Genomic DNA, 25,364 nt, shown 5'->3' on the forward strand with positions numbered 1-25,364 from the left:
CGGTGAACCAGCCGGGTGGCGCGCGGCTGTCTCGGAATCGCGGCGCGATTCCGATGGCCAGCGAGAGCCTGTTCTCACGCTGGCGGGCGTGCCGGAGGCCGCCTATCACGCTGGCGGGCGTGCCGGAGGCCGCGAGCCATTCCGCGCGAGGGGCGAGAAGCGCAGCAACAGCGAGCATCGGTCACGAGACGCCCGGGGCTTTCAAGCTGCTGTCGTCACCGATGAGGGTGAGCAGTCACGACCAGCAGGCACAGACAGCAACGAAAACGACCAAGACACCACGCACAGAAACCCAGTCCAGATGCGATTCGGCGTCGACGAGGCCGGCAAGGGACCGGTGTTCGGCTCGATGTGGGCGGCGGCGGTGGTCGTCCCGCGGGCCGACATCCTCCCGGACGGCGTGGACGACTCGAAGCGGCTCAGCCCGGAGCGCCGCGAGACGCTGGCGAGCGCCATCCACGACGACGACCGGATCGAGGTCGGCGTCGCCGATATCACGCCCGAGCGAATCGACAACCCGGCGACGGACATGAACTCGCTGACCGTCGCGGCGCAGGCGGCGGCGCTGGACGCCGCCGCCGTGGATGGGGCCCGGGGCGTCGTGGACGCGGGCGACACGGACGCTGCCAGGTTCGGCCGACGGGTCGCCGACGCGGCCGACGGCGACGTGACGGTCGTCCCCGCACATCGCGCGGACGAGTCTGACCGCGTCGTCGCGGCGGCGAGCATCGTCGCGAAGGTCGAGCGCGACGCCCAGATGGCCGCGCTCGCCGACGAGTACGGGCCCGTGGGGTCGGGCTATCCGAGCGACGGCACCACTCGGAAGTTCCTGGCTGACTACGTCGCCGAGACGGGCGAGCTACCGCCTTTCGCCCGGGAGACGTGGTCGACGTGCGCGGACGCACTGGCCGCCGCCGAGCAAGCCGGGCTGGACGAGTTCTGAGCAACCCCTTTGACGCTGGCGGGTCAACGTCGGGCCATGTACGACGACATCCTCTTCCCGACCGACGGCAGCGACCCGAGCAAGGAGGCGTTCGAGTACGCCGTCGACCTCGCCGCGACCTACGGCGCGCGACTACACGTGCTGTACGTCGCCGACACGAACCGCGACAGCGTCACGACCATCGGCGGCGAGGTCGTCGACGCCCTCGAAACCGAGGGCGAACGCGTCGTCGCCGACGTGGAAGAGCGCGCCCGAGAGCACGGCGTCGAGGCCGTGACGGAAGTCCTGCAGGGCGACCCCTCGACGACCATCCTCGACTACGCCGACGACCGGGGAATCGACTGCATCGTCATGGCGACGCGGGGTCGCTCGGGGCTCAAGGGACTGCTGCTCGGGAGCGTCACGGACCGCGTCGTCAGACAGTCGTCGATGCCCGTGCTGGTGGTCAGCAACGACGAGTAGAAGAACGGGACCGAACGGCTACTTCTCGACCGACAGCCAGCGCAGGATGTCACCGTAGGCCGGCCGGGTGACGAGCACCCCGATGAGCACGCCGAGGATGGTGACGATGGCGAATCCGCGCAGGTCGCCGAGACTCAGCACCGCCAGCGGCGCCATCGCGATGATGGTCGTCGCCGCGGCCGCACCGATGACCCAGAACGCCTTGCGGAAGCGCGACTGGAACACCCGTGCGGAGTTCACGTCACCCTCGGCCATCACCTCGTCGGCGATGATGATGAGGTCGTCCACCCCCGTCCCGATGACGGCGATGAGTCCGGCGATGTGCGACAGGTCGAGCGGCAGTCTGACCGCGGAGACGAACGCGAGCAGGAGCACGACCTCCGCCAGCGCCGTCAGCACCATCGGCACCGCGACGCGCGGTTCGCCGTAGCGCAGGTAGACGACACCGCTGACCGCGAGCACCGCGATGATACCCGTGATGAGCGAGTTCACCTTGAAGCGGTCGGCGAGCGCGGGTTCGAGCGTGTACACCTGGCGACCCTCCGTGTCGAGCGGCGCGCGCAGCGAGCCGGCGCGCAGGCCGACCGCGATGGTCTCGGCCTCGCCGCGGCTCTGTGCACCCATCACGAAGCGGGGGTCGTCGGAGAACTCGTTCGCCCGGATGATGTCGGCGAAGCTCGGGGCGAGCGAGTGCGAGGACGCGACCTCGCCGTCGACGACCGTCAGCAGACAGTAGCCGCGGTCGTTCTTCTCCGCACCGCCACAGGCCGTCGATCCGGCGCCCGTCGTGGTGAATTCGTTCTCGTTCAGCACGCGCGTGAACCGCTCGGCACCCTCCTGATTCAGCACGACCGGAACCTGATAGGGGCTGCTATCGCCCGGCTCCGGACTCCCGATGCTGTCGATCCCTTCGCGGGTGACCAGCGTCGTCTCCTGCATCGTCCCGTTGTCGCCCGGATACCGCGCGACGAGCTCGACCGAGCCGCGCTGGGCGACCAGCCGCTCCAGCTCCTCGGCACCCTGGTTCGGGGCCTCGACGACGATGTAGTTCTGGCCCTGCGGCGTCGTCGCGACGCGTGCCGACCCCGCGGTGAGGCCGGACTCCGCGAGCTTCTGGTCGAGCGTGTCGACGATCTGCTGGCGGGTGTCGGCGGTCACGCCGTCGCGGATGTCGCCCTCGCCGAACTGCCCGTCGTCGCTGGTCCGGAAGCCGACCTGGTTCAGCACGGTCGCGAACTCGGTCTCGCTGACCGAGTCGTTGAACACCTCGACGGTGCCGACACCCGTCTCCCGGTTCACCTGGAAGTAGACGTCCCGTGTCGGGACGCTCAGGTTGTCGGCCATCGCCTGTCTGGCCTGGCCCTGGTCCTGCCCCGCGAAGCTCACGTCCTCCGCGGTCATCCCGACGACCGGGGCGCGCAGTCGCGTCCCACCGTCGAGCTGGATGCCGTACTGGAGGTTCGATATCTGCCCGCTGTCGCCCGAGCCACCGACGACGCCGGGCACGAACAGGACGACGCCGCTCGAGACGAGCATGATGGCGAGCAGGATGACCCGCCAGTTCTCGCGGACGTTCATTCCGGCGTCACCTCCCCGAGCTTGTACCAGCGAAGCAGACTCAGATTCAGCATGTACGTGTTCATGAGGTCGGCCGTCAGCCCGAGCACCAGCACCACCCCGATGGAGGCCATCAGGTCGATGCCGAAGATGGTCGCGGTCACGGCCATGACCGCCATCGCGGATATCGACGTGAGCGTCATCGTCACACCGGTGTCCATGGCGCGCTTGGTGCTCTCGTAGAAGCCACCGGACCGGCGGAGGATGTGGTTGTTCAGCAGGATGTCGGAGTCCACCGAGTAGCCGACGAGCATCAGCAGTGCAGCGACGGTCCCCAGCGAGAGCTCGATGCCCAGCAGGTTCATCACCGCCAGCGGGATGACGATGTCGGAGAACGCGGAGATGACGATGGCCACGGAGGGAACGAACGTCCGGAACAGCCCGAACGCGAGCAGGCTCATGCCCGTGAACGCGACGACGAGCCCGAGGATGGCCGTGTTCTGTGCGCCGGACGCGAACGCCGGCGACACCGTCTGTCTGGAGAGGACGATCTCACAGTTCTCGGGGTTCGAACACGCTGGCTCCAGATTGTCGGTCGCCTGCTGGGCCAGCACCGTGCCGTTCGTCTCGCTCCCGAAGGTGACGACGTAGGTCGGGTTGTTCGAGGTTGGGTCCCGGATCCGCTGTGTCGACAGCACCTCGGCCTCGAACGCCTGGTCGATCTCGCCCCGCGGCGTATCCGTCTGTACCGTGAGTTCGGTCCCGCCGGTGAAGTCGGTTCCCAGCGACACCGGCGTTCCGAACATGACGTACCACCCGGCGAGAACCACCAGCGCGACGGCGAGGACGGCGAGGGGCACCGCCGCAAGCTGGCGGTTCGAGTACCGGGTGTAGTCGACTTCCGGTACCTCGAACTTGCTCATGCAGGCGGCTCTGGCATCAGCCCACCTAAGCCTTCTTATCTTTGGCCGCTCCGCCGGTCGAAAAGACCGCGTTACGACGCCCATAACCGCCGTTGCTCGGTGACTGTCGGATTGGCGCGCGCCGTACCGACCCGGGTCACCCTTTTGGACGGCTGGCACCTGTGTTCACGTATGCGCACTCACGCCACCCGCATCGTGCTCTCGTACCCGGTCAACCTCTCCGGCTGGAGCCGCCAGCAGGTCGACACCGGCCACTACCACGCCTGGCTCCGCCGGACCCACGACGAGGTGCACGTCGGCGACATCTGGGAGGAGTTCGTCGACGTCGGCTGCTGTGGCAGCACCTACGACGTCCCCCTGCGCGTCGAAGAGGTGGAAGGCGGCTCCACGATGGGCCCCGACACCGAGATCGAGTACACCGTCCGCGAGGCCTGCGAGATCGGCGGCGGCTGGGAGGTCCAGAGCGCCGCCGGTCCCGCCGGCGAGTAGACGCAGTCGGTTCTCGTCGGTCCGCCCCTCAGTCCGGCAGGTACCGCACGTTCAGCACGCCCTCCTCCGGGTCGCTCCGTACCTCGACCCGCACCGCGTCCACGCGGGCGGCGCGGGCGACGGTCTCCTCGTCCTCGAGCACGTCCTCGACCGCGTCGTCCACCTGTTCCGGCGGCACGGAGAGCACGTGTATCTCGCCCGTCCCGGCGCGCTCGACGCGTTCGACCTCGCCGACCGGCTGCGATTCCGCGATCTCCATCGCCTGTTTCGTCGGCGAGAGGTCGCTGTCCACCAGCTCGACGGTCCGGCGGGACGACTCCTCGACGACCGTCCAGACGACATCCATCGGCGGCTCCGGCGCGATGGTCGCGTCGACGACCTCCCCCTGCTCGTAGCCGTCGTGCTCCGACAGCGTGTGAATCTGGCCCGTCTCCACGTCCCGCAGGATAGCGGACTCGGTGTCCGCCTCCGTGACGAGGAACGTCCCTGTCTTCTCGGTCATGCTCCGGGCTAGGCGGTCGAGCCATTTCCGGATTTCGTCACGGGGTCACCGCGCCAGCCGTTCCACCGCGACGATGACGACCACGCCCACGACCGGCGGGGCGAACGCGAAGACGGGGTCCAGCGCGTAGCAGAACTCCACGAACGCGCCCAGCAGCGGCACGTCCGGCGCAGGGTCCCGGTACTCCGCCGGTGCCGACACCAGCAGCATCACGTACAGCGACGCGAGGAACGCGAAGCCGGCCAGCGCCAGCCAGAAGTCCGTCCGCCGGCTGCTGTCGCCCCGCCCGGCGCGCCGCGCCGCGTAGAACGGCGGCGCGAGCAGCGGTCCCACCAGCAGCATCGCCAGCCACGGCAGCATCGCCCGCGAGAACGTGTTCAGCTCCCCCTGTCCCAGCGTCCACTTCACCCACTGCGGGATGGCGAGAACCAGGAGGAGGGCGATGAACGCCGACGCGAGCACCCCGACGACGGTGTAGGCGCGCAGGAGGTACGACTCGCTCCGGACACCCTTCGCGACAGAGCGCCTGATGACGCTGTACCTGCCGGTCGACTGCTCGCTCATTACCGGAGGTTTGGACCGTGGCGAGATAAGCCCCGCGACAATTACTGGGAGTTGGTTGTGATTGTGGCTCCGGTGCTCGGTCTGCGTGGGCAGGAATCGCAGAGAACAACAGCCAGAAATCCCCTCTAATCGTGGGAACCGATTGAACCGACAGCGAGCCCCACGGCGTTCGAGCCAACCGCTTCGAAGCTCTCAATCGTCGTGTGAGAATCCCCAGCGGCGACCGAGACAAATCGAGACGGAACGGATGGCTTTACGTCCGACCGAGGCGAACCCGGAGCCATGAACCCAGGCGACCGCGTCCGCGTCGAACGCGCGGACAGAGAGTACGAGGGCGTGCTGCTCCCGTCGTCGACCGGCGACCAGCTCGTCGTGAAGCTGGACGGCGGCTACAACGTCGGCATCGAGCGCGAGGGGGCGGAGACCGAGGTGCTGGAGTCGGACGTGTACCAGATCGATTCGGCGGGCGAGGAGTCCGACTCCTCGGCCGTCGAGTTCGACGAGGACCTGCCGACCATCGCGCTCATCTCGACCGGCGGGACCATCGCGTCGACGGTGGACTACCGGACCGGCGCGGTGACGGCGCGCTTCGACGCGGAGGACGTGCTGCGGGCGGTCCCGGACCTGGCGGGCCGGGCGAACTACCGGGGTCGGGTCGTCGCGAACATCCTCTCGGAGAACATGGAGGTGCCCATCTGGCAGGACCTCGCCGAGGCCGTCCACGAGGAGATCGAGGCCGGCGCGGACGGCGTCGTCGTCATGCACGGCACCGACACGATGCAGTTCTCGGCGTCGGCGCTCGCGTTCATGCTGGACACGCCGGTCCCCGTCGTCTTCACGGGCAGCCAGCGCTCCGCGGACCGGCCGTCCTCGGACAACGTGATGAACGCGGTCTGTGCCGTCGAGGCGGCCAAAGCGGACGCCGCGGAGGTCATGGTCTGCATGCACGCGACAGAGAGCGACGACGTCTGTGCGCTCCACCGCGGGACGCGCGTCAGGAAGAACCACACCTCGCGCCGCGACGCCTTCGAGACGGTCGGCGCGGAGCCGCTCGGCATCGTCGACTACGACACCGAGACCGTCGAGTTCCGCGGCGAGTACGACGAACGCGGCGCGACCGACCTCGACGTCGAGCCGGCCCTCGCCGAGGACGTCGAGCTGGTGAAGTTCACACCCGGCATGGACCCCGCGTTCTTCGACTGCTGTGAAGGGAAGTCCGGCCTCGTCATCGAGGGCACCGGGCTCGGGCACGTCCACAGCGACCGCATCGACCAGCTGGAGTCGCTCGTCGACGACGGCACGACGGTCGTGATGACCAGCCAGTGCATCGATGGCCGGGTCTGCGACCGGGTGTACGACACCGGGCGCGACCTGCTCGACGCCGGCGTCGTCGAGGGCGAGGACATGCTCCCCGGCACCGCGAAGGTGAAGCTGATGTGGGCGCTCGCGAACGCCGACGACGTGGCGAGGACGATGCGGACCCCGCTCGCCGGCGAGATATCCGAACAGTCGCGGCCGTGGAACGCGTGACCATGGACCTCGACCGCCGGGAGGACGTCACCTACCGCCGCGCCACGCCGGAGGACTACGACGACGTGGTCGCGTTCACCAGCGACACCTGGGCGGACCGCGACGGGAGCGACTACATCCCGCGCATCTACCACGACTGGATCGAGGACGAGGAGGAGTACGAAGAGCAGTTCACCTGTGTCGCCGCGGTCGACGGCACCGTGGTCTCCATCGCCCAGACCGTCCTCCTCTCCGAGCGCGAGGCATGGTGCCAGGGGATGCGCACCCACCCCGACTACCGCGGCGTCGGCATCGGTCTCGAACTCACCCACGAGATGTGGGACTGGGCCCGCGAGCAGGGCGCGACCGTCGCCCGGAACATGGTGTTCTCGTGGAACGTCATGGGGCTGGGCCACTCACGCGGCGTCGGCTTCGAACCCGAGACGGAGTTCCGCTGGCTCGAACCCGACCCCGACGCGGACGCCGAGGGCTCCCTCGACACCACCGACGACCCGAGCGCGGCGTGGACCTACTGGACCGACTCCGCAGCGCGCGAGCACCTGAACGGCGTCGGCCTCGCGATGGACGAGTCCTGGGCCGTCGCAGAGCTCACTCCCGCCCTGTTCGAGCGCGCGGCCGACGAGACGATGCTCGCGGCCGTCACCTCCTCGACGGGGACCCGCGGCGTCACCTACCGCGTCCGCGACTACGAGCGCGAGGACGACGACGGCGAGACGTTCCGCTTCGCCGAGTACGGCGTCGCCGCGTGGGACGACGTCGAGGCGGCCGGAACGCTCGTCGCCGCCATCGAACGCGACGCCGCCGAACTCGGTGCCGACCGGGTCCGCGTGCTCATCCCGGAGACCGTCGACTACGTCAGCGACGGCTCGCTGCTCCGCGCCGGTATCTCGGACGAACCCGACTTCGTGATGGCCGCGGACCTGACCGCCGACTACCGCGCGAACCACGGGTAGCGCCACGACGACGCCCGAGTTCTACCCACCACTCACCGGAGGAAACAGCGCCAGCTCCGCCCCCTTGCCGACCTCGGTGGCCAGCCCGTCGGCCGTCGCGAACACGTCCGCGCCGTCGAGCAGGACGTTCACGTCCGGCGCGATGCCAGCACGGGACTCCGGCTCGCCGTCGGCCAGCACGCGCTCGCGGAGTTCGGGGTGCGTCTCGAAGAGCGCGTCGAGCGCGTCGCCGACGGTCGGGTCGTCGCTCGGAACCTGGACGGTGACCGCGTCGGTGCCGGCGCGTTCCGCGATGTCCGCGAACAGCTTCCACTGCATGAGCGTACCGTACGACGCCGTCAGGAAAGCGGTTTCGCCTCCTCGCCACGGGCGAGTGCCTCGAACCGCCGGAGCGCCTCGGGTCGCTCGACGATGTACAGCGTCGAACCCGCGACGAGTTCGGTGCCCCGGGGCGGTGTGGCGGTGACGCCACCGTCGGGGGCGCGGATGGCCGCCAGCGTCACGTCGAGGTCGGCGACGCTCCGACCGACCAGCTCGCTGCCTTCGGCGAGTTCGACCGCGCTCATCGTCTCGTCGGCGGCACGCAGCAGCGACGCGAACTCCCGGTCGGCCGACGGTTCCGTGGGCAGGGTGACGAGCCGGTACGTCGTCGTGTCCGAGAGCGCCTCGGCGTCGGTCTCGTCGACGGCGATGGTGACCACGTCCTTCTCGGTCGTCGCCCGGAGCTCGCCGGTCGCGCGGCGGACGAGCCCCTCGTCGGCGGTGCGCTCCCACACCTGCACCATATCACCCGGGCTGGCCCCGTTCGCCGGGTCGGCGTGCACCGCGACCGCGACGGTGCCCGGCGCGAGCGTCGGGCCGAGCCCCGCCGCACGCGAGCCGATGGCGAGGTACTCGACGGTGCCGTCGGCCTCCAGCTCCACGTCGACGTGGCCGACGCCGTAGTCGTCCTTCAGCCGGGTGACGACCCGGTCGTGCAGGTCCGCGACGGTGATGCGTCGCGGGAAGACGAACGTCGTGCCCGCGAGCTCCGCCTTCACCTCGGGGTCGACCGGGTCGTAGCCGTCGATGTCGTCGACGTCGTCGGGGAGCGTGACGGTGACGACGCGGCCGACCGCCCGCACCAGCTGGGAGACCTCGCGGTCGAGCCGCGCAGTGCCCGTCACCGCGAAGGCGTTCGACGCGACCCCGTCACCGATTCGTCGGCCGAGCCCGGTGCCGAGCGCGGCGGCGACGAACGTCGCGACGGTCACGATGGCGGTCGTCTCCGCCGGGAGGCCATCGCGACCCTCCATGACGAGCCTGAGCGTCTCCTCCGTGTTGAGCACCAGCGCGACGGCACTGACGCCCAGGAGGATGGAGACCCCTTCCGGTACTCGCTCGCGGGTGTACCACCGGTAGACGATGGCCGCAGCGGTCGCGACGACGGTCGCGAGACCGGTGAGCGCAGCGATACGCGCGGTCTCGGCGACGAGGTCGAACGAGCCGAGGTCGATCTGTGCGACGACGGCCGTGCCGCCGGGAACGGCGGTCACGCCACCGCCTCCGTGAACGCGACGAGCGCGGGCTGCCGGCCGACGACGAACAGCTCGTCACCCGCCGTGAGCTCGGCGTCGCCACGTGGCGAGAACGACCACGACCGGTTGCCGCTGGTCTCGTCGGACGGGTGCCGGAGCGCGAGGACGGTCACGTCGTAGCTGTCCCGGATGGTCGCCTCGCCGATGGTGACGCCGTCGAGCGGGCCGTCGGCGCGGACGGACACCTTCCGGAAGCGCCGTCCCGAGCGCCTGAGCAGCGAGACGAGCTCGAACTCGCGGCGGGTGCCACGCGAGGTCACTGCGACCTGCGCCCGGTCCACGTTGAGCAGCGTCCGGGCCTGCTCGCGGGTGACCGCGGCCGTGAGTCGCCCCTCCCCCCCGGTCGTCGTCGGGGCGGTCGGTGGGGGGGCCGGACCGTCGTCGGTTCCCCCGTCGGTCGCCACGCCGTCGTCGGGATCCGGCTTCGGCGGAGCCGGCGCGGGCGAGCCGTCGCTCTTCGCACTCAGGAGCGTCCCCGCGACGCGCGTCTCACCGGTTCGGACGACGACCGAGTCCCCGCGGGCCGCACCGGTCGGCAGCAGCGTCGTGACCGACACCGCGCGCTTGCCCGGCGGGATGCGCCGGGAGAGCCCACTCGCCGGCGGGGCGGCCGCGATGGTCGCCCGGCCCTGCGTGTCGAGCGTCACCGCGACGTCCGCGAGGTCGTACTCCGTCCGGAGGCGGTCGGCGAGCCGGCTCTCCAGTTCGGCCAGCGGCAGGTCCGCCGGGAACGCCCACGAGCCCTCGCCGAGCGTCTCGCGGAGGTCCGCGGGCAGCGGCGGGTAGCCCTCCATGTCGCGGACCGGACCGGCCGGCTGGAGCGTGACCTTGCCGACGCCGCCGACGATGTCGACCACGTCCGCGGAGATGTTGCGACGACGGAGCGACGCGAGCGTCACCCGCTTGGGCATCGACGCGCCGAGCTTGTCGCCCTGGCTGTGGGCCCACAGCGAGAGCATCATGATGATGACGACCGCGACGAGCAGACGGGGCGAACTCGACACCGTGGGGTCCAGCAGCCCCATCAGCCCGCCGTTGATGCCGGCGATGGCAACGGAGAGCACCACCACCCCGAGTCCGGGGAGGGTGACACCGGTCACGTACTTGAACAGGAAGCCGAGCGACCCAGAGACGAGCGCGGGGATGATGCCCGTGAGCAGGCCGAGATAGATGCCGTAGAGGACTTCGACGGGAAGCGGCGCCATGTCCCTGCCCTCGGCGGCCGTCGGTAAATCGGTGTCGCCGACGGGGAGGCATGCCGGGAACCAGGCGTCGCGACGGACGGTCGGATACCGACACCGCGAACCTTTTCATCCGCCCCGTGCACTCCCGCCGTATGGGACTGCTGGACAGGTTGACGAGCGCACGGCTGCCGGTCGCACTGACGGCCGCATCGGCCGTCCTCTCCATCGCGACGGGCATCGCGAGCATCGGGACGACCCGACCAGGCCCACTCTCACCGTACGTCCCGGAGGCCGTCCAGCAGACGGCCGGGTTCACCGGCACGATGACCGGCTTCCTGTTGCTGTTCAGCGCGTACGCACTCCGGCGGCGGCGACGGGGCGCGTGGTACAGCGCGCTGCTGTTGCTGCCGCTGACCGCGCTGCAGGGCGTCATCCAGACCAGTCCGTACTCGTACCCGCTCGTCGGACTGTCGCTGCTGGCGATCCCGGGGCTGCTGGTCAACCGCCGTCGCTTCGACCGGAAGCTCTCGCTGTCGACCTCGCAGCTGGCCGCTGGCGTCATCCTCGCGAGCGTCCAGGTGTACGGCACCGTCGGCGCGTACGCGCTCCGCGACGAGTTCCCCGCCATCCGCGAGGGCTCGACCGGACTGGTCGACGCGTTCTACTACACCATCGTCACCGCCAGCACGGTCGGCTACGGCGACGTGACCCCCGCCCCCACGTCGACGCGGGGGCGGCTGTTCGCCCTCTCGGTCGTCGTCCTCGGCGTCGTGAGCTTCACGGTCGCACTGGGGACGCTGCTCGCACCGCTGCTCGAAGCCCGGTTTCAACGCGCACTTGGGAGAATGACAGAGACACAGCTCGACCTGCTCGAAGACCACGTCATCGTCCTCGGCTACGGGGACCTGACCGAACCGATTCTGACCGAACTCACGGAGGGCGATGTCCCGTTCGTCGTCATCGTGCCCGACCAGGCACGAGCCGCAGAGCTCTCCGACCGCGGCATGAACGTCATCACGGCCGACCCGAGCGACGAGGAGCCGCTCCAGCGCGCCCAGCTCGCCGACGCCACCGCCGTCGTCACCGCGACGAACAACGACGCGGAGGACGCACTCGCGGTGCTGACCGCTCGACAGCTCCGGCCGGACGTCCGCATCGTCGCCGCGGCGACCGACCGCGAGAACGTCAAGAAGCTCAAGCGCGCCGGCGCGGACACCGTCATCAGCCCGGCGGCCATCGGCGGCCACCTGCTCGTCGAGTCAGCCCTCGGACGCGGCGACACCGAGGACGTGGCCGAGAAGATCCTGGAGGACGAGGGCACCACCGAGTCGGAGGATTAGTCGGCGATCAGCTTCCGGAGCGTCGTCGCCACGTCCTCGAAGGTGTCGATGTTCATCTCGTCGGTCGTGGCGACGACCCCCACCTCGCCGACGATGACCCGGCAGAGGTAGCCGTGGTCGAACGCGCGGACCGTGAACCGGTACGCGCCGAGGGTTTCACCCTCCGGGGCCTCGCCCGCGAACGAGTGATATGTCTCCTGCGAGGTGAACCCGAGTCGTTCGTTCTCGACGATCTCGGCCTTCACGTCGCGGAGGGCGGGCTCGAGCTCCCGGAGGTCCGACCGGACGTAGCTCAGCGTCCACTCGTCGGGCGTGAACAGGATGACGGACCGGAGTGTGTCGCCGAACCCGGTTCTGCAGGTCGAGACGAGTCGCTCCTCGAGTTCGTCTGAAACTACCATGGTGCGTGTACGCACCCCACGGACATGAATCGTGCTCTCGTCCCGGCCACTGGACGACGGAACCCCTCACCCTCCGCGGTGGACGATGGCCACGTCACAGTCGAGGTCGCGGACCTTCTCGAACGTCGGCGGTGCGAGGAACCGCGAGGCGGCGGTCCGGTCGGTGCTGGCCCCGACGACGATCAGGTCGTGCGACGGCGCGTTCGCGGAGAGAAACCGCTGGATGGAGTCCCGTGACACCCGCGTCTCGAACGTGCCGTCGAACGGGTCGACGAGGTCGACCAGCATCGACTCCGCCTGGCGGCGCTGGCTCTCGCCGTCGATGCAGGTGCAGACGCTCACCGTCCCCGTGGCGCGGGCGACGCGCTGGGCGAAATCGAGCATCGCGTGGGCGTTGTCCCCCGGCCGGGCCACCGCGACGAGCACGCGCCGCCAGCGGGACCTCGCCGACACCGAGCGGAACGCCACCACGTCGATGGCGCTGTCGAACAGCGACTTGACGAACGGCGAGAGGCTGCCGTGGCGCTCCTCGTACGGCGTCACGACGAGGTCGCAGTTCGTCTCGTCGGCCGTCTGGAGCACGACACCGTCCGGGTTCCCGCCCTCGCTCGCGACGACGACCTCGCAGGGGACGCCGACACGGGTCCGGATGCGGCCGGCGAGGCGCTCCAGCCGCATCGCGGCCTGGCCCGCGACCTGCTCCTGTGCCTCCGTCATCCGGTCGCCGGCCTCGTCGGCGGGACCCGTGTCGGCGGCGGTCGCCTCGTCTGCAGTGCGCCGGAGGCCAGCCTCGGCCTCGGCGATCTCGTCCTCGGAGACCAGGTCGAGCAGGACGACCTTCCCCGCGTCGTGTGCCGCCGCGATGTGCGCGGCGAACATCGCCGTCTCGTCCGCTGTCTCCCCCCGGACCGGGACGAGCACGTGGTCGTCGCCCTGCGTCGTCCGGTAGAGGTACTCCGCACGCCGGCCGTAGAACAGCTCGCGCCAGGCGTAGAACGCCGTCGCGACGAACGCCGACGAGAGCACGACGCTCAGGACGTACTCGCCGCGCGACCCGCCCGTGAGCAGGGTCAGCAGCGCCGTCGAGAACGCGGTCGGCTCCTCCAGGTCGAGCGCCCACGTCACCGCGCCGGTGAGGAAGATGCTGAGCCCGGCGTCGAGTGCGCTGACCGACTGGAAGCCCACACCGGAGCCGTTGATGCCGGCGACGCCGGAGAGCTCGAGCGCGAGGAAGCCACACACCGCACCGGCGGTCATCCCGCCGACGAACTTCGGCGGCGAGGCGTACTTCCCCTCCGGGTCCGAGAACAGGGTGTACGTCCCCGAGGCCAGCGGTGGAAACAGCAGGAACGACAGCGCCGTCGAGGCGTTCGAGAGGTACGTGACGAGCGCGATGAGCAGCGGGACGAACACCAGCACCGAGAGGTGCAGGAGGTTGTTCGTGTGCTCGACCCAGCGCCGGAAGTCCCGCAGCTCGCGGCGTTCGACGCGACGGATGCGAGCGAGGAGCCGGTCGAGGCGCGCTCGCAGACCCGAGAGCATGACCTGCCGTTCCCCCGCCAGCGAGAAAACGGTTCTGTCGTGTGCTGGCGGATCGGCCGGGTTACACCGCTCGTGAACGTTCGGCTCGAACCGTCGACGGTTCGCCGAAAACGACCACCGGAACCGCCCTACTCCGTGAGCGCCCGCACCGCTTCCAGCGAGATGTCGATGGCGCGGCCGACGTTGTTCTTCGCCTTCTCGGGCAGCTCCTCGTCCTCCGTATCGGTGCCCTTCTGGGTGCCCTTCACGAGGTTGCCGTCGACGGTGCAGATGGCACCCGCGGCGAGGCCCTTCCGGCGGGCGAGCGTGAACACGGTCGCGGCCTCCATCTCCACGCTCAGGATGCCCGCCTCCTCCCAGTCCTGCACGTACTCGTCGGTCTCGGCGTAGTAGGCGTCGTCGCTGGCGATGGGCCCGACGTGGACGTCCTCGTCGTTGGCCTCCGCGCCGTGGACGAGCGCGGTCATCACGTCGAAGTCGGGGACTGCGGGGTACTCGACGGCCTCGTACCGTTTGCTCGTGCCCTCGTTCTTCGCCGCGCCGGTGGCGATGATCATGTCGCCGATCTCGACGTCGTGCTGGAGCGCGCCGGTCGTCCCGACGCGGATGAACGTCTCGACGCCGACGTTCGAGAGCTCCTCGACGGCGATGGCGGCGGAGGGGCAGCCGATGCCCGTCGAGCAGATGGTCAGGTCGACGCCCTCGTAGGTCGCGTTGACGAGCTTGTACTCGCGGTTCTCGGCGACGACCTCGCTGTCGTCGCAGTGGCCGGCGATGCGGTCCACGCGGCCCGGGTCGCCCGGGATGAGCGCGATGTCGTGTACGTCCCCCTCCTCGACGAGCAGGTGCGGCTGTGTCATACCCACGGCTTCGCCGGTGCCCGAGAAAAAACGTTCGTCACGCGCCGAGGCCGACCAGCGCCACGGCCGTCAGCGTGACCCCGTAGACGACCGCCGAGAACTGCCACTGGAGGAACGTGGTCTCGCGCCTGTCGTCGCCGAAGCCCGCCGTCGGGAGCACGGCGAAGCCGAAGAAGTTCATGACGAAGACGGTGAACACCGTCGCCGGGAGCACGACGGCGGCCCACGTCCCGAGGCGTGGTTCGAGCACGACGACGGCGACGCCGAGGCCGAGCCCACCCACGATGCCCATCCCGTGGTGGACGACCTGCGCCGCGAGGCCCGAGACCTCCTCGACAGGCCGGCGCTGGAGCTTCGACGCGGCGACGGACGCGGGGGTGAATCCCTCGGACAGCAGCACCATCGGCACGTCCATCACCAGCGCGCCGGCCAACCCGGCGGCCGCACACACCGCGAGCGTCGTCACCGTCGACATGGCGTCGGCTTCGGCCGGTCGGTCCTTAATCCCGTGGGGCGTCAGCCGTCGAGCGGGAAGTCGGGGTTCCAGGCGACCTCCCAGAGGAAGCCGTCCGGGTCCGCGAAGTAGCCCGAGTAGCCGCCCCAGAACACCTCCTGTGCGGGCTTGACGATCTCCGCCCCGGCGTCCTCGGCCTCCGCGAGTACGGCGTCGACGCGGTCCTCGGAGTCGACGTTGTGCGCCAGGGAGAATCCCCGGAAACCCGAGCCCTCCGCCGAAACGGTCGCGTCGTCGGCCAGCTCCTCACGGGGGTACAGCGCGAGCCAGGTGCTCGCCGTCTCGAAGAACGCGATGTCGCCTTCGGACTCTCGCTCCGACAGGCCGAGCCCGTCGCGGTAGAACTCGGTCGCGCGGTCGAGGTCCTCGACGCCGAGGGTCACCATGCTGATTCGTGGGTCCATGGTGACGGGACGGTCGACAGCAGCGTAGCCGTTACGGCGGAGACCGGGCAGAACAACTTTGCCCCCGGCGTGCGGACGGCGACGAGATGGGAACGAGTGACACGGACACCCGGGCGGACGCGGTCCGGGCGTCGATGTACGGCGTCGCCATCACGCTGCTCACCGCGCTCGGCATCGGCGCGCCGGGCAACGTCAGCGTGCCGCAGCTTCCGCTGCCGGTCGCGCTCGGGCTCGGTGCGGTGACGTTCGTGGCGGTGTTCCTCGCCCACCGGGTGAACTGGGACGCCGTGACCGCGCCGCGGCGGTGAGGCCTGGACGGCCACGGGCCACGCACGCCGAGCGGCCGGAACCCTCTTTTTCGAGGTGTGAGGGGTCGAACCATGGACTTCGAGCCGGAGACCGACAGCCGCGAACAGCTTGGCCGGGACGCGCTCACCGGGCTGGCCGTCGCGGGTGTCGGGGACCTCTCCGCCGTCACCGGACTCGGGACGTGGACCACCAGCGAACCGGTGTCGCCGACCTTCGCGCTGGTCATCGGGGGAGCCCTCGGACTCGCCGTCTTCCTCGTCCGCCGCGCCAGACACCGGTAGGCCGGCGGTCAGAACGCCTCGCCCAGAAAGGCCCGCAGCTCGGACGCCGTCGGCGCGGCGCGAGCGCCCTCCTCGGCGGCGGCGAGCGCACCGCAGGCGTTACCGTGCTCGACGGCGCGCTCGTAGTCCTCCGATTCGAGCAGCGCGGCGACGAACCCCGCCGCGAAGGCGTCGCCCGCGCCGGTCGTGTCGACGGGGTCGACGCCGAAGCCGGGGTGCTCGTAGGTCCCGCCGGGCGTGTGGACGACCGCGCCGTCGCTGCCGCGTTTGACGACGAGCACGCGGTCGTCGAACTCCGAGCCGGGGTACTCCGATTCGAGCACGCTCTCTGCCTCGCGGTCGTTCAGGAACAGGATGTCCGCGGCGTCGAGCGCGGCCGAGAAGTCCCGGTCGGCGAGCCGGCGGCCCGGGTCGAAGCTGACGCGGACGCCGGCCTCCGAGGCGGTCTCGGCGAGGGACGCCGCGGTGTCGGGGCGCTGGCTCGTCAGGTGGACGTGGTCGGCCGCGCGGACGTAGTCGGGGTCCACGTCCTCGGGCGTGACGGCCTCGTTCGCGCCGTCGTTGCCGAGCACCGCCACCTCGCCCTGCTCGTCGACGAGCAGGTACTTCACGGCGGTCTGGCCGTCGGGGACGGTCAGCAGGCCATCGAGGTCGACGCCGGCCTCGTCGAGTTCGCGCCGGGCGAGCAGCCCGTTCTCGTCGTCGCCGACGCTCCCGACGAGTCCGGTGTCGACGTTCAGCCCGGAGAGCGCGACGGCGACGTTGGCCGCGCTCCCGCCGCCGGAGGAGCGCAGCGAACTGATGCGTGACTCGCCGTCGGGTTCGGGCAGGCGGTCGACGCGGAGGGTCACGTCCCAGTTGACGTGGCCCGCAGTGAGCACCCGCGGCACTCAGGCCACCCCCGCGACGTGTGCGATTGCGAGCGGCACGTCGGCGGCCGTCACGTCGCTCGAGACCATGAACAGCAGCAGGTTGTGCAGGCCGGGGCCGAGTCCGACCGCGGCGACGAACGTCAGCGCGAGTCGGCCGTGGCGCGGCTGCTCGTCGATGTACTCCTTGAACGCCGCGACGACGACGAGCGCCAGCAGCACCTTCACGAGGACGAACAGCCAGCCCGCGCCGATGGCGTCGTACGTCGGGAGCTGTTCGCCCGCCTGCAGGATGTACTTCGAGAGGACGACGCGCTCGCCACCGCCGAGGTGGTCGTAGCCGATGGCGGTCGTGATGCCGTCGAGCGTGTGCGCGAAGACGACGATTGCGCCGGTCCGGCCGGCCTTGGCGGCGACCTCGGTGTAGCGCAGGCTCAACAGCACCCAGGCGATGGCCGCGACGATGGCCGCGATGACGGCACCGATGACCGACCAGAACGGCGTGAACGTCCCGCTCTCGACCGACGTGAGGATGGCGAACATGACGAACGTCACGCCGAAGCCGGTGCCCACGGTGCCAAGTCCGCGGTCGGCGTGGAAGTGCTGGCGGACCGCGGCGAGGAACGTCATCAGTATCCAGACGAGTCCCGCGGCCGTCGCCGTCGTGATGTAGACGGTGAGCGTACCGAACAGGGGTTCGATGGAGGCGGGGTAGACGTCCAGGACGTAGAGGACGTGGAGGATCGCCCCCGTGAGCATCCACGGGACGAAGGCGACCGCTGTCCAGTCCGTGACGGGCGGGTGGACCGCCCAGAGCAACGCCACCACCCCGAGGAAGGCGAGCACGAGCGGCACCGCGTAGAGAAGCGGCGGTAGCTCTGCCCCTGCAAGTACCATGCTCGCATATCGTGAGAGCAACACGAAAGAAGGTTCCGGTCGGCTACGGCCGGAAAGTTAATACACCGACGCGCTGCCTGCCGTTCACGCCTCCCACGGGCGGTCCGTGTCGCGGCCGAACAGTTCGCGCATGAGCACGACGATGCTCTCGGGTGGGAACTGTCCGCGCTCGGTGACGATGGCGTCGACGTATCGCGGCGGCGTCACGTCGAACGCCGGGTTCTCGACGGTGAAGCCGTCGGGGTCGCCCTGGATGCGCTCGCGCTCGGCCCCGCCGAGGACCTCCGACTCGTCGCGCATCTCGATCTCGACGGTGTGGCCCGTCAGCGTGTCCGGGTGGAGCTTGATGGTCTGTGCGCCGACCATGATGGGGACGCCGCGGTCCCGGGCGTTCACCGCCAGCCCCGACGTACCGATCTTGTTGATGACGCTCCCGTCGGCAGCGATGGAGTCCGCGCCGACGACCACGTGGTCGACACGGTCGAGGTAGCGGCGCGCCGCGCTGTCGACGACGAGCGTGACGGGGACGCCCCACTCGCGCAGTTCCTCGGCGGTGATGTGGCCCTGCTTGCGCGGGCGGGTCTCCTTCACGATGGCCTCGATGTGCTTGCCCTGATCGAGCGCCGCCTTCACGCACGATAACGCGTCCGTCGAGTGGCAGTGGGTCATCACCACGTCGCCGTCGCGAAGGCGGTTCGCGCCGACCTCGCCGAGGCGCTCCTGTGCCTGGTCGAGCTCGCGCTGGAACGCCTCGGCGCTGGCAACCGCCGACTCCTGCAACTCCGCGACGGTGTCGCCTGACACGTCCGCCATCACGAACCGGAGCGCGTTCGGCAGGCTCACCGCCGTCGGTCGCGTCTCGTACAGCGTCTTCGCCGCCTGCCTGAGCTCCCCGCGGAACGCCGCGGGCGAGTTCGCGTCGGACTCGCGGGCCTGGGTCGCGAGCGCCCCGGCGGCCGCGTTCGCGATGGCCGCCGCACCGCGGATCTCCATCGTGGCGATGTCGTCGGCGATGTCGGCAACGTCCGGATGTACGTCGGTCATATCCTTCAACTCGACCGCCACGACACAAAAATGGCGCGGCGCGAAGCGGTGTCTCGGGAGTGCGATAGAGGAAGACGGACGGTTCCGGGCACAGGCAGTTCAGGTACAGCGCCGGACGCCCGTGTCGATTCGCGGCCTGCCCGCATCGAGCGTGACGCCCGTCCTGACGGACCTGTAGCAGTAGCACCTGACGACCGCCGCGGATGCGGTCCCGGTGTCCGCCGTGACGACCAGCGAGTAGAAGTCACCGACAGGCGTCGAGAGCGCGATGTCCTCCGAACCGCCAGCCGGGAGGTCGAGCGACTGCTCGCCGACCGTCTGACCGTCGCGTTCCAGCGCCAGCGTCGCCGCCACGGCCGAGTCCGTCGCGTTGTCGACCGCGACCTGTACGTCTCCTCCCTCACCACACCCGACGAGCGGATTGCCTTCAGCGGGGACGGTGATGCTGAGCAGCGGCCAGGCGTAGTCCGGTGGAATACGCCAGCGCGAGACGGTTCGGCCGCCAGTTTCTACATCGACATCGACGGTGTACTCCCCGGCGGTTGCGGTCAGCCCCTCGACGGCGACGGTCTGGTCCGCGTCGAGTTCGTAGGTACACTCGAAGAAGGTCAGCGAGTCGTGGGCAACGGCGAGCGTCACCGTGACCGGGTCCCCAGACTCGTTCGCTAGTTCGGCTCGGCCGCGCGTGTGCGTCTCCGGCGCGTCGGGTATCGAGTACGGGAGCGACGTCGTCGTCCCCTCGCCGGTCGCGCAGGCGCGGTCGACCAGCGTCTCCTCGAAGGATGGCTCGCCCGAACCATCGACCTGCACGGTGAGCGACCCCCGATACCCCGCCTCGACCCGCCAGTCGTGGGTCGCGCTGCCGCCGGCATCAAGGCTCGCCGAGACTGTGTACGACCCCGGTTCCGGGACCGAGAAGAGCAACGCGACGACGCCGTCGTTCACGTCCCGCGTCCGTTCGTCGACGACCGTGCCGTCGCGGCGGAGTTCGGCCGTCACGGTCGCCGGTGCGTCTCCGTCGTTGTGGACGCTGACGTGCGCATCCAGCGCCCCGTCCGTGATGGCCGTCTGGAGCGGTTCGGTCGCCGTGGGACGGGCGGTGGCGGTTCCCGTCGATGTCTCGGCAGCCTCGGTACCGGTTCGGTCCCGGTCGAGACAGCCGGCCAGTGCTCCCGAGAGACCACCACCGACCGTGGAGAGGAGCGCACGGCGGGAGGGCAGTTGCATACGGACATGTTCGAATAAGGATACAAATGCTTTGGGTCGCTGCGAGGGGCAGGCGACCACGTTGACGGGACCGTTGCCGACCGACGACCGGCGACTACTATACCCCCTGGCCCACAACGGGGAGCCATGAACCGCGAAGAGTTCGCCGCGAGCATCGACCACACAGTGCTCGGCCCGGAGACGACGCTGGACGACGTCGAGCGCGTCCTCGACGAGGCCGCCGAGTACGGGATGAACGCCTGCATCCCGCCGTGCTACGTCGAGGAGGCCAACGACTACGCACCCGACGTGACCGTCGCGACGGTCATCGGCTTCCCGCACGGCAACAACACGCCCGAGGTGAAGCGCGACGAGGGCGTCGATGCCTGGGACAACGGCGCGGACGAGCTGGACGTGGTCATCAACGTCGGCCGGCTGAAGAGTGGGAACGCGGGCGCGGTCCACGACGAGCTGGAGGAGCTGGTCGCCGCGGTGCCGGTGCCGGTGAAGGTCATCATCGAGACGGCGCTGCTGACGGCGGACGAGAAGCACGCCGCCTGCAAGGCCGCCGCGGACGCCGACGCCGAGATGGTGAAGACCTCGACCGGCTTCGCCGACGGCGGCGCGGAGGTCGCGGACGTCGAGCTGATGAGCGAGTACCTCCCCGTGAAGGCGAGCGGCGGTGTCGGCTCGTGGGCGGAGGCGAAGGCGATGTTCGACGCCGGCGCGGTGCGAATCGGCGCGTCCAGCGGCGTCGCTATCGTCGAGGACTTCGAAGAAAGCGAGTAGACGGAGGGCGGCGCTTCCTTATTCGGCGCGACGGCGGCCGAACAGTGCGAGTGCGACGAGCGCGACGAGCGCGACGGCCGGACCGAAGCCGGGCATGCCGCCGAGCAGGCCACCGCCGTCGTCGTCGACGTTCAGATAGTTCCGTGCCTCCTGGGTGTCCATCTCGGGGAACTCCCTCTCGTCGGGGTCCCAGTCGCCGGGCATGAAGACCTCCGTCTCGTCGCCGACGACCGCGAGCTCGCGCACGTCGGACTCGCTGGCGTCGCCGGAGACGGCACCGGAGAGTCGGACGTAGCTCACGGACTCGCCGTCGTCCATCTCGCCGTAGGCACTGGCGACGTTGATGTCATCGCCGTACTCCTCCTCCAGCACGTCGCGGAAGGCGGAGACGTTGTCGAAGCTCGCGCCGGCCTCGAAGGTGACGGTGCGGTCCTCCATCGAGACGTCCATCTTGGCCGTCTCGAACTCGGACTGCTGGAACGCCTCGAGCATGGCGCGGGACTGGTCGCTCCCGGTGCCCTCGCTCGACTGGAGCATGCTGTCGATGGCACCGCTCACGAGTTCCTCCTGGGCGAAGGTGGCGGACATCTCCGCGGTCAGCTCGCCGTTCTCGGTCCGGGCGCTCGCGGAGAACTCGGTGCTGCCGGACCACTCGACGCCCCGGCTCTCGAGCTCCTCGACGTAGGTCGCCCAGTTCTCGGTCCCGTAGTCGGCGGAGAACTCGACCTCCGCGGTGTTCCCGTCGGGCGATGAGACCGAGCCGCTCCAGGTGTACGTCCGCTGGAGGTCGGCTGCGGACTGGGCCTCGATGCGTGCACGGCTCTCCTCGAGGTTCAGCTGCTCGCTGCTCATCTCGGAGGCCGCCATGATGTCGAGCATCGCGAGCGAGGCCTCGTCGTAGTCGTCGATCTGGACCGACCAGCTCGCGCTGGCCTCCTCGCTCGTCACGTCGACGGACGCGGAGAGCTCGGTCAGCTCGACGGACTGGATCCGCTCGGCGAGTTCCTCGGCCTCGCTCTCCGAGAGGTTCATCTGCTGGGAGGAGGCGAGGGAGGTCGTCAGCTGCTCGGAGACGGCCTCGTCCACGCCGGTGAACTCGACCGTGTAGGCCATATCGACCCGGTTGGTGTCGCTGTCGAACGAGTGCGACTCGACGGTGACGGAGACATCACCGTCGAGCTGGCGGGCGACGAGCCCGAACTGCGACTCGAGGCTCCGACGGGCGCTCTCGCGGGTGTTCCACGAGTCGGCGCTGTAGGAGCCGACGACGTAGTCCTGCTCGCCGGAGAGGACGTAGCTGTCCTCGCGCTCCTCGAGCGTGAACGCGAACTGCATCTCGTCGACGCCGGGGTCCTCGGAGAACGTCGCGCTGACGGAGCCGTCGGTCGAGAACGTGCTCCCGGTCGTCGTCATCGAGCCCTCGGTCGAGAGGGACTCGACCATCGAGGTGCCCGTCGAGGCCGTCCCGGACTCGCTGGTGAACGTCCCGTCGAACGAGACGGAGCCCTGGGCGTTCTCGCGGGTCTGCTCGGCCGAGGCATCGAAGGAGAGGTCCTCGATGGAGTCGGGCGTGTCCATGGCGAACGAACCGTCGCCCGTCATGGACTCGGGCGTGAGTTCGAACGAGGCGTCGCCGGAGACGTTGTCCTCGGGTGCCTCGTCCATCGTGTCGTTGAGGAACACGTGGAACAGGCCCTCGGAGAGGTCGGCACCGTAGTGGCCGGTGCCGGAGCCGCTCGTGTCGTCGCGGTAGACGAGGACGGCGTCACCGTCGTCCTCGACGTAGATTTCGTCTGCCGATTCCAGGTCGTCTTGCTCCTGCGTGTCGTTCAGGGCGGACAGCGAGGAGCCCCCCACCGCGACTGCGCCGACCGTGCTCGTGACGAGCAGGGCGGCGAGCGCGAGTGCGAGGAGTGCGCGGCTGTGTGTTCGCATAGCAATCATGTGTTGCAACTGAGATGTTATAACCCCATCGCCTTGGTTTCAGAGTGTGAAACTGCCGCAAGAACCCCACGGAATGTTGCTGCACGAGAACCCCAGGCACACCGACGTGCGCGCCCTATCGTCGCGCTTTTGAACGCGCACCGGCAACAGATGGTAGGAATGGCCCGATACCACATCGAGACGTACGGCTGTACCTCCAACCGGGGTGAGAGCCGACAGATCGAGTCGGCGCTCCGCGACGCGGGACACTACCGCGTCGACGGCCCCGAGCAGGCCGACGTCGCGATACTGAACACCTGTACGGTAGTCGAGAAGACGGAGCGGAACATGCTCCGTCGGGCCAAAGAACTCGAATCGGAGACGGCGGACCTCATCGTCACGGGCTGCATGGCGCTGGCCCAGGGCGAGGAGTTCCGCGACGAGGCGGTCGACGCCCAGATCCTCCACTGGGACGACGTGCCGACCGCTGTCACGAACGGCGAGTGCCCGACGCCCGGCCCCGGCGTGGAGCCGGTGCTCGACGGCGTCGTCGGTATCCTCCCCATCGCCCGGGGCTGCATGAGCGACTGCTCGTACTGTATCACGAAGCAGGCGACGGGCAAGATCGAGTCGCCGTCGGTCGAGGAGAACCTCGAGAAGGCACGCGCGCTGGTCCACGCCGGCGCGAGGGAGCTCCGCATCACCGGGCAGGACACCGGTGTCTACGGCTGGGACACGGGCGAGCGCAAGCTGCACACGCTGCTCGACCGCATCTGCACAGAGATAGACGGCGAGTTCCGCGTCCGCGTCGGCATGGCGAACCCGAAGGGCGTCCACGGCATCCGCGAGGAGCTGGCCGCCGTGTTCGCCGAACACGACGAGCTGTACGACTTCCTCCACGCGCCGGTGCAGTCCGGGAGCGACGACGTGCTCGGCGACATGCGCCGCCAGCACCAGGTCTCGGAGTACCTGGAGGTCGTCGAGGCGTTCGACGACGCGCTCGACTACTGGACACTCAGCACGGACTTCATCGTCGGCTTCCCCACCGAGACAGAGGCCGACCACGCACAGAGCATGGCGCTGCTGCGCGAGACGCGCCCCGAGAAGATCAACGTCACGCGGTTCTCGAAGCGCCCCGGCACCGACGCCGCCGAGATGAAGGGCCTGGGCGGGCAGACGAAGAAGGACCGCTCGAAGGCGATGTCCGAGCTGAAGATGGCGGTCGTCGGCGACGCCTACGCGGCGATGGTCGGCGAGACGAAGACGGACTGCCTCGTCGTCGAGCAGGGGACCGGCGACTCGGTGAAGTGCCGCGACTCGGCGTACCGGCAGATCATCGTCCGGAACGCCACCGAGCACGGCCTCGAACCCGGCGACTTCGTCGACCTCGAGGTGACCGGGCAGAACACCGTCTACGCCTTCGGGACGCCGGTCTGATGTGGGGTCCAGCCTGATGGGAGGTCCAGTCTGATGCAGGTCGCCATCCTGACCGTCGGCGACGAGGTGCTCGCCGGCGAGACGACGAACACGAACGCCGCGTGGCTCGCCGAGGAGCTGACCGGGCGCGGCGTCACCGTCACACGCATCCTCACGGTGCCCGACGACGAGGCGGTCATCGCCGAGTGGGTCCGCGAGTTCTCCGCGGGGTTCGACGCCGTCGTCGTCACCGGCGGCATCGGCGGCACGCCCGACGACGTGACCGTCGAGGCCGTCGCCCGGGCGTTCGACCGGCCGATGGTCGTCCGCGAGGACCAGCGCGAGCGATTGGTACGGCGGGCCGAGGCCTTCCGCGAGGCGAACCCCGACCTCGCCGCCGACTACGAGTTCGACGTGGACTTCGACGCGGTGGCGTCGCTCCCCGAGGGGGCCCGCACGCTGGTGACCGACGAGAGCTGGGCCCCCGGCTGTGTCGTCGCGAACGTCTACGTCCTGCCAGGCATCCCCGAAGAGATGCGGGCGATGTTCGCCGTCGTCGCCGACGAGTTCGCCGGCGACCGGACCAGCGAGACGGTGTACACGCCGACACCGGAGGGCGCACTCGGCGGCGCGCTCGGTGTGGTTCGCGAGCGGTTCGACGTGGCCGTCGGGAGCTACCCCGCACCGGTCGACGAACCGGGGCGGATCCGAGTGTCGGGGTCGGACCCGGACGCGGTCGCTGCGGCAGTCGCGTGGCTCCGGGACCACGTCGAGACCTGCGAGCCGCCGGAGTAGCGGGACGGTGGCGTGGACCGGGGCAGCGACAGTCGGCCTGTGTCCGGCAGCAGTTCGCCGGGGGACCCGTCGTGGGTCCTCCCCTGTCGC

At 69.7% G+C, this 25,364-nt stretch carries 28 protein-coding genes; 11 read left to right on the forward strand and 17 right to left on the reverse strand.

What is annotated here, in order from left to right; all coding sequences use genetic code 11:
• Positions 1 to 301: 301 nt before the first annotated feature.
• Entirely contained in the window at positions 302 to 943 is a 642-nt protein-coding gene (gene rnhB, locus NOW55_RS13200; RefSeq protein ID WP_256400579.1) for a ribonuclease HII, read from the forward strand.
• Positions 944 to 979: 36 nt separating this feature from the next.
• A complete protein-coding gene (locus NOW55_RS13205) occupies positions 980 to 1,405 on the forward strand; it encodes a universal stress protein (RefSeq protein WP_256400580.1) in 426 nt (141 codons plus the stop codon).
• Between the two features lie 18 nt (positions 1,406 to 1,423).
• Here the strand turns inward: NOW55_RS13205 and NOW55_RS13210 are convergent, their stop codons facing one another.
• Together NOW55_RS13210 and secF are read right to left on the reverse strand one after the other, a co-directional pair.
• Entirely contained in the window at positions 1,424 to 2,983 is a 1,560-nt protein-coding gene (locus NOW55_RS13210; protein WP_256400581.1) for a preprotein translocase subunit SecD, read from the reverse strand.
• Positions 2,980 to 3,885, reverse strand: coding sequence for a protein translocase subunit SecF (secF, locus tag NOW55_RS13215; RefSeq protein ID WP_256400582.1), 906 nt, complete (start codon positions 3,883 to 3,885; stop codon positions 2,980 to 2,982). Before secF ends, NOW55_RS13210 begins: the two co-directional genes overlap by 4 nt.
• Before the next feature lie 171 nt (positions 3,886 to 4,056).
• Here secF and NOW55_RS13220 point away from each other — a divergent pair, with 171 nt between their 5' ends.
• Positions 4,057 to 4,374, forward strand: a complete 318-nt coding sequence (locus NOW55_RS13220) for a DUF7968 family protein (protein WP_256400583.1) — start codon at positions 4,057 to 4,059, stop codon at positions 4,372 to 4,374.
• Between the two features lie 28 nt (positions 4,375 to 4,402).
• Here NOW55_RS13220 and NOW55_RS13225 read toward each other — a convergent pair whose 3' ends face one another.
• A complete protein-coding gene (locus NOW55_RS13225) occupies positions 4,403 to 4,876 on the reverse strand; it encodes a DUF5812 family protein (RefSeq protein ID WP_256400584.1) in 474 nt (157 codons plus the stop codon).
• A gap of 45 nt (positions 4,877 to 4,921) precedes the next feature.
• A complete protein-coding gene (locus NOW55_RS13230) occupies positions 4,922 to 5,440 on the reverse strand; it encodes a DUF8056 family protein (RefSeq protein WP_256400585.1) in 519 nt (172 codons plus the stop codon).
• Positions 5,441 to 5,722: 282 nt separating this feature from the next.
• On the opposite strand from NOW55_RS13230, the gene gatD reads away from it, so the two are divergent.
• Both gatD and NOW55_RS13240 read left to right on the forward strand, forming a co-directional pair.
• Positions 5,723 to 6,970 (forward strand): Glu-tRNA(Gln) amidotransferase subunit GatD, encoded by a 1,248-nt coding sequence (gatD, locus tag NOW55_RS13235; RefSeq protein ID WP_256400586.1) that lies wholly within the window; start codon positions 5,723 to 5,725, stop codon positions 6,968 to 6,970.
• 2 nt (positions 6,971 to 6,972) lie between these two features.
• Positions 6,973 to 7,923 (forward strand): GNAT family N-acetyltransferase, encoded by a 951-nt coding sequence (locus tag NOW55_RS13240; protein ID WP_256401427.1) that lies wholly within the window; start codon positions 6,973 to 6,975, stop codon positions 7,921 to 7,923.
• Positions 7,924 to 7,944: 21 nt separating this feature from the next.
• Here the strand turns inward: NOW55_RS13240 and NOW55_RS13245 are convergent, their stop codons facing one another.
• Genes NOW55_RS13245 through NOW55_RS13255 form a run of 3 tightly spaced genes read right to left on the reverse strand, consistent with a single transcriptional unit; the run spans position 7,945 to position 10,705 of the window.
• On the reverse strand, positions 7,945 to 8,241 hold the full coding sequence (locus NOW55_RS13245; protein ID WP_256400587.1) for a ubiquitin-like small modifier protein 1: 297 nt from the start codon (positions 8,239 to 8,241) through the stop codon (positions 7,945 to 7,947).
• Between the two features lie 20 nt (positions 8,242 to 8,261).
• Positions 8,262 to 9,458, reverse strand: coding sequence for a TrkA C-terminal domain-containing protein (locus tag NOW55_RS13250; RefSeq protein WP_256400588.1), 1,197 nt, complete (start codon positions 9,456 to 9,458; stop codon positions 8,262 to 8,264).
• Positions 9,455 to 10,705: a potassium channel family protein gene (locus tag NOW55_RS13255; RefSeq protein ID WP_256400589.1), complete on the reverse strand. Its 1,251-nt coding sequence runs from the start codon at positions 10,703 to 10,705 to the stop codon at positions 9,455 to 9,457. Before NOW55_RS13255 ends, NOW55_RS13250 begins: the two co-directional genes overlap by 4 nt.
• Before the next feature lie 131 nt (positions 10,706 to 10,836).
• Here NOW55_RS13255 and NOW55_RS13260 point away from each other — a divergent pair, with 131 nt between their 5' ends.
• A complete protein-coding gene (locus NOW55_RS13260; protein ID WP_256400590.1) occupies positions 10,837 to 12,024 on the forward strand; it encodes an NAD-binding protein in 1,188 nt (395 codons plus the stop codon).
• Here the strand turns inward: NOW55_RS13260 and NOW55_RS13265 are convergent.
• From NOW55_RS13265 to NOW55_RS13285, 5 genes are all read right to left on the reverse strand, one after another.
• Positions 12,021 to 12,425 carry a DUF7522 family protein gene (locus NOW55_RS13265; RefSeq protein WP_256400591.1) on the reverse strand — a complete coding sequence of 135 codons (405 nt, stop codon included), beginning with the start codon at positions 12,423 to 12,425 and terminating at the stop codon, positions 12,021 to 12,023. The two genes, NOW55_RS13260 and NOW55_RS13265, sit on opposite strands and share 4 nt — an antisense overlap.
• A gap of 66 nt (positions 12,426 to 12,491) precedes the next feature.
• Complete coding sequence (locus NOW55_RS13270; RefSeq protein ID WP_256400592.1) at positions 12,492 to 13,967, reverse strand: HPP family protein; 1,476 nt, start codon at positions 13,965 to 13,967, stop codon at positions 12,492 to 12,494.
• A gap of 128 nt (positions 13,968 to 14,095) precedes the next feature.
• The gene (locus NOW55_RS13275) at positions 14,096 to 14,827 is read right to left on the reverse strand and encodes a guanosine phosphorylase (RefSeq protein WP_256400593.1); all 732 of its coding nucleotides are present in this window, start codon (positions 14,825 to 14,827) and stop codon (positions 14,096 to 14,098) included.
• A 37-nt stretch (positions 14,828 to 14,864) separates the two neighbouring features.
• A complete protein-coding gene (locus NOW55_RS13280; protein ID WP_256400594.1) occupies positions 14,865 to 15,302 on the reverse strand; it encodes a hypothetical protein in 438 nt (145 codons plus the stop codon).
• 41 nt (positions 15,303 to 15,343) lie between these two features.
• Entirely contained in the window at positions 15,344 to 15,745 is a 402-nt protein-coding gene (locus NOW55_RS13285; protein WP_256400595.1) for a VOC family protein, read from the reverse strand.
• Between the two features lie 86 nt (positions 15,746 to 15,831).
• On the opposite strand from NOW55_RS13285, the gene NOW55_RS13290 reads away from it, so the two are divergent.
• The gene (locus tag NOW55_RS13290) at positions 15,832 to 16,053 is read left to right on the forward strand and encodes a hypothetical protein (protein ID WP_256400596.1); all 222 of its coding nucleotides are present in this window, start codon (positions 15,832 to 15,834) and stop codon (positions 16,051 to 16,053) included.
• 72 nt (positions 16,054 to 16,125) lie between these two features.
• Positions 16,126 to 16,335, forward strand: a complete 210-nt coding sequence (locus NOW55_RS13295) for a hypothetical protein (RefSeq protein ID WP_256400597.1) — start codon at positions 16,126 to 16,128, stop codon at positions 16,333 to 16,335.
• Between the two features lie 8 nt (positions 16,336 to 16,343).
• On the opposite strand, the gene NOW55_RS13300 is transcribed toward NOW55_RS13295, so the two are convergent.
• The 4 genes from NOW55_RS13300 to NOW55_RS13315 form a co-directional block, all read right to left on the reverse strand.
• Positions 16,344 to 17,225, reverse strand: a complete 882-nt coding sequence (locus tag NOW55_RS13300) for an ATP-dependent ribose-1-phosphate kinase (RefSeq protein WP_256400598.1) — start codon at positions 17,223 to 17,225, stop codon at positions 16,344 to 16,346.
• Positions 17,226 to 18,101 carry a DUF63 family protein gene (locus NOW55_RS13305; protein WP_256400599.1) on the reverse strand — a complete coding sequence of 292 codons (876 nt, stop codon included), beginning with the start codon at positions 18,099 to 18,101 and terminating at the stop codon, positions 17,226 to 17,228. It lies immediately after the preceding gene.
• An 84-nt stretch (positions 18,102 to 18,185) separates the two neighbouring features.
• Complete coding sequence (locus NOW55_RS13310; protein ID WP_256400600.1) at positions 18,186 to 19,145, reverse strand: ribose 1,5-bisphosphate isomerase; 960 nt, start codon at positions 19,143 to 19,145, stop codon at positions 18,186 to 18,188.
• Positions 19,146 to 19,244: 99 nt separating this feature from the next.
• Positions 19,245 to 20,372: an Ig-like domain-containing protein gene (locus NOW55_RS13315; RefSeq protein ID WP_256400601.1), complete on the reverse strand. Its 1,128-nt coding sequence runs from the start codon at positions 20,370 to 20,372 to the stop codon at positions 19,245 to 19,247.
• Between the two features lie 126 nt (positions 20,373 to 20,498).
• Here NOW55_RS13315 and deoC point away from each other — a divergent pair, with 126 nt between their 5' ends.
• Positions 20,499 to 21,140 (forward strand): deoxyribose-phosphate aldolase, encoded by a 642-nt coding sequence (gene deoC / locus NOW55_RS13320; RefSeq protein WP_256400602.1) that lies wholly within the window; start codon positions 20,499 to 20,501, stop codon positions 21,138 to 21,140.
• Positions 21,141 to 21,158: 18 nt separating this feature from the next.
• Here deoC and NOW55_RS13325 read toward each other — a convergent pair whose 3' ends face one another.
• Positions 21,159 to 23,075 (reverse strand): PGF-CTERM sorting domain-containing protein, encoded by a 1,917-nt coding sequence (locus NOW55_RS13325; RefSeq protein WP_256400603.1) that lies wholly within the window; start codon positions 23,073 to 23,075, stop codon positions 21,159 to 21,161.
• A 168-nt stretch (positions 23,076 to 23,243) separates the two neighbouring features.
• Here NOW55_RS13325 and NOW55_RS13330 point away from each other — a divergent pair, with 168 nt between their 5' ends.
• Both NOW55_RS13330 and NOW55_RS13335 read left to right on the forward strand, forming a co-directional pair.
• Positions 23,244 to 24,500, forward strand: a complete 1,257-nt coding sequence (locus NOW55_RS13330; RefSeq protein ID WP_256400604.1) for a tRNA (N(6)-L-threonylcarbamoyladenosine(37)-C(2))-methylthiotransferase — start codon at positions 23,244 to 23,246, stop codon at positions 24,498 to 24,500.
• Positions 24,501 to 24,533: 33 nt separating this feature from the next.
• Entirely contained in the window at positions 24,534 to 25,274 is a 741-nt protein-coding gene (locus NOW55_RS13335; RefSeq protein WP_256400605.1) for a competence/damage-inducible protein A, read from the forward strand.
• The last annotated feature ends 90 nt before the right edge of the window (positions 25,275 to 25,364 follow it).

This window comes from Haloarchaeobius litoreus (assembly GCF_024495425.1).
Taxonomy (GTDB): Archaea; Halobacteriota; Halobacteria; order Halobacteriales; family Natrialbaceae; genus Haloarchaeobius; species Haloarchaeobius litoreus.